Raw genomic sequence first — 3,645 nt, 5'->3', positions numbered from 1 at the left:
ATCCAGCCGCGGCGCTGGAACTCGGCGAGCTGCCGCGAGATGTCCTCGCGCGCGGTGCCGTGCTCGGCGGCGAGCTGGGCGTGGGTGGCCTTGAGCACGCCCGTGTCCGCGCGCTCCACGATCTTCTGGGCGAGGCGGATGTCCATGCGCCGGAAGGCGATGTCCTCGATCACGTGGAAGAGGTCGGTCATCCGCCGCGAATAGGCGGTGAAGACGAAGGTGCGGAACTCCTTCGACGAGGCGATGAGGTCGTCGAAGACCGCGCGCGGCACGGCGGCGACCACGAGGTCGGTCTCGGCCACGCCCTCGGCCGAGTAGTCCTCGTAGGCGAGCATGCAGGCCGTCGTCATCACGCAGCTCTCGCCCGCGGTGACGCGGTAGAGCACGACCTCGCGCCCGTTCTCGGCGAGCTGCTGGACCCGGACGGTGCCCTTGAGCATCAGGAGCATGTTCTCGGGCGACTTGCCGGGGCCGAAGATGACGGTGCCCGCCGGGATGCGGACGACCTGGCTCCGCGAGGTGAGCACGTCGCGGATGCGCGGCTCGAGCCGCTTGAGGCCCTGAAACCGCTCGATCCAGTCCTTGTCTTCCACGCCGACGGCCATGGTCCGGGTCTCCCGCGCGATCCTCTCCACCATGCATCTATTGCGGGGGAGGGCGCAATGCACCCCCCGTCCGCGCCGCTGGGCAGAGTGGTTTCCGCCGGGGCGCGTCTGGACAAGCGGGCCGGGCTGTCCATACTCGTTGGCAGGTCCAACAATAGAAACAGGGAGACCTTCCATGACCATCCGCATCGCCGCCTTCGGGGCGGCGCTTCTGGCCACGACGGCGCTGACGACCGCCGCCGCCTCGGCCGAAACCCTCCGCTGGGCGCGCGCCGCCGAGGCGCTGACCCTCGATCCGCATTCGCAGAACGAGGGCCCGACCACGACGCTCATGCACCAGATCTACGAGCCGCTGATCCTGCGCAACATGCAGGGCGAGATGGTGCCCGCGCTCGCCACGAGCTGGGAGCCCTCGGCCGAGGACGGCAACGTCTGGGTGTTCCAGCTGCGCGAGGGCGTGACCTTCCACGGCGGCGAGGAATTCGACAGCGCCGACGCCGTCTTCTCGCTCAACCGTGCGATGTCGGAGGCCTCGAACTTCAAGGAACTGCTGAGCTCGGTCGCCGAGGTGCGCGCGACGGGGCCGCACACGATCGAGATCGTGACGAACGGGCCGAACCCGCTCCTGCCCAACAACCTCACCAACATCATGATGATGGACGAGGGCTGGGCGACCGCCAACGACGCGGTCGACGTGCAGGACTACGCCGCGGGCGAGGACACTTTCGCCGCGCGCAACACCAACGGCACCGGGCCCTACGTGCTCCAGAGCCGCGAGGCGGACGTGCGCACGGTCCTGTCGGCCAATCCCGACTACTGGGGCATCGGGGAGTTCCCGCTGGCCGCCAGCGAGATCGTCTTCACGCCGATCCAGAACCCGGCCACGCGGGTCGCCGCGCTCCTGACGGGCGAGGTGGACTTCATCCAGGACGTGCCGGTGCAGGACCTCCAGCGCGTTCAGGACGCGGACGGCATCGACGTGATCAGCGCGCCGCAGAACCGCGTGATCTTCTTCGGGATGAACGTGGGCGAGGAGGACATCGGCAACGACAACGTCGAGGGCGCGAACCCCTTCGCCGACGTCCGCGTGCGCCGCGCCATCGACATCGCGATCAACCGCGAGGCCATCCAGCAGGTCGTCATGCGCGGCCAGTCGGAGCCCGCGGGCGTGGTGAACCCGCCCCCGGTTAACGGCTGGACCGAGGAGCTCGACCAGTACCCGGCCTGGGACATCGCCGCGGCCAACGCGCTGATGGAGGAGGCCGGCTACGGCGACGGCTTCTCGGTGCAGCTCGACTGCCCGAACGACCGCTACGTCAACGACGAGGCGATCTGCCAGGCGGCGGTGGGGATGCTCGCCCAGATCGGCATCACGGTGAACCTCTCGGCGCTGCCGCGGGCGCAGCACTTCCCGCTGATCGCCAACGGCGAGACGGACTTCTACCTGCTGGGATGGGGCGTTCCGACCTACGATTCGGAATACGTGTTCAACTTCCTCTACCACACCAAGACCGCGGACCGCGGCAGCTGGAACGGCACGGGCTACTCCAACCCGGAGATGGACGCGATGATCGTCGGTCTCTCCTCGGAAGTGGATCTCGAGGCGCGGAACCAGGCCATCGCCGAGCTCTGGGCCATGGCCGAGGAGGAGGTGATCTACATCCCGATCCACAACCAGATCCTGAACTGGGGCATCGCCGACGGGTGGGACACGGTCGTGGACGCGGACGACCAGGTGCTCTTCAAGTACTTCGAGGCCGAGTGACCGGCTGACGGTTCGGCGGCTCCGTGCCGCCGGACCCGCGACATGCGGGGCGCCGTCCGGGGGACATCCCGGGCGGCGCCTTCGTTTTCCGGGCTCACGGGCAAGTGAAGGGGCGACGGCTGGCCAGACGTCGCCCGTTGCGTCAGCCTGACGCAGGGGAGGGCCGAGGGTGGCCCGCCCCGGGAGGGGGGCGGCGCAGGGATCGTCCCCGGGACGGGGCGGCGCAGCGCGCGTGCCCTTCGTGAAGGCTGAAAGGACAAGACCCATGACCCGCCACCTCCTCGCCGCCGTGGCGACAGCGGCGCTCGCGCTGCCCGCCTCGGCCGAGACCTTCCGCTGGGCCTCGACCACCGATCCGAGCTCGATGGACCCCCACGCCGTCAGTTCCACGCCGGTCCTGGGCTTCCTCAACAACGTCTACGAGGGGCTCGTCCGCCGCGGGCCCGACATGGCGATCGAGCCCGCGCTCGCCACCTCCTGGGAGCCGATCGGCGACGGCGCGGGGTGGCGTTTCACGCTCCGGCAGGGGGTGACGTTCCACGACGGGGCGGAGTTCACGGCCGAGGACGTCCTCTTCTCCTACGAGCGGGCGGCCTCGGAGGCGTCCGACGTGCGGAGCTGGTTCGCCCCGGTCTCGGATGTCGTCGTGGTCGACGACTACACCGTCGAGATCATGACGAACTCGCCGCAGCCGCTGTTCCCGGATTCCATCGCCAACTGGATGATGATGGACGCGGGCTGGACCGAGGCGAACGACGCCGCGGTCCCCTCGCGCGACACCGAGAACTACGCCACGCGGAACGCGAACGGCACCGGCGCCTTCCGCCTGGTCGAGCGGCAGCCCGATCTGCAGACCGTGCTCGAGCCCTTCGAGGGCTGGTGGGGCGAGGCGGAGCACGGCATCACGCGCGCCGTCTTCACGCCGATCCAGAACTCGGCCACGGCGGTCGCGGCGCTGCTTTCGGGCGAGGTCGACATGATCGAGCCCGTCCCGGTGCAGGACGCCGAGCGGGTGGACGCGGGCGACGGCACGCGGGTCATTCGCGGGATCGAAAGCCGGGTCATCATGCTGGGCTTCGCCCATGACCACGAAACGCTCCGCAACGGCGCGGAGAACCCGTTCCGCGACGTGCGGGTGCGCGCGGCGGTGGCCCATGCGGTCAACGTGCCCGCGATCCTCCAGACGATCATGCGCGGCTCGGCGGAACCCGCGGCGCAACTGGTCGCCGAGGGCACGAGCGGCTTCTCCGAACCCCATGCCGAGCGCCCCGCGCA

At 69.7% G+C, this 3,645-nt stretch carries 3 protein-coding genes; 2 read left to right on the top strand and 1 reads right to left on the bottom strand.

The window, feature by feature from the left end; translation table 11 throughout:
- On the bottom strand, nt 1–638 hold a 638-nt coding region (locus tag ACTS11_RS11245), incomplete at its 3' end, for a Crp/Fnr family transcriptional regulator (RefSeq protein WP_442640404.1).
- A 142-nt stretch (nt 639–780) separates the two neighbouring features.
- Between ACTS11_RS11245 and ACTS11_RS11240 the strand changes: the two genes are divergently transcribed.
- Both ACTS11_RS11240 and ACTS11_RS11235 read left to right on the top strand, forming a co-directional pair.
- The gene (locus tag ACTS11_RS11240; RefSeq protein ID WP_442640403.1) at nt 781–2,370 is read left to right on the top strand and encodes an ABC transporter substrate-binding protein; all 1,590 of its coding nucleotides are present in this window, start codon (nt 781–783) and stop codon (nt 2,368–2,370) included.
- A gap of 265 nt (nt 2,371–2,635) precedes the next feature.
- Nucleotides 2,636–3,645 (top strand): ABC transporter substrate-binding protein (locus ACTS11_RS11235; protein ID WP_442640402.1); only part of this gene is annotated, 1,010 nt, incomplete at its 3' end.

It is taken from the genome of Roseicyclus sp., assembly GCF_052168335.1.
Lineage (GTDB): Bacteria > Pseudomonadota > Alphaproteobacteria > Rhodobacterales > Rhodobacteraceae > Roseibacterium.
This window is presented reverse-complemented; position numbering and strand designations above follow the sequence as displayed.

Coding starts and splice junctions, on each gene's coding strand:
- ACTS11_RS11240 (WP_442640403.1), top strand. CDS start 781: ATGACCATCCGCATCGCCGCCTTCGGGGCGGCGCTTCTGGCCACGACG.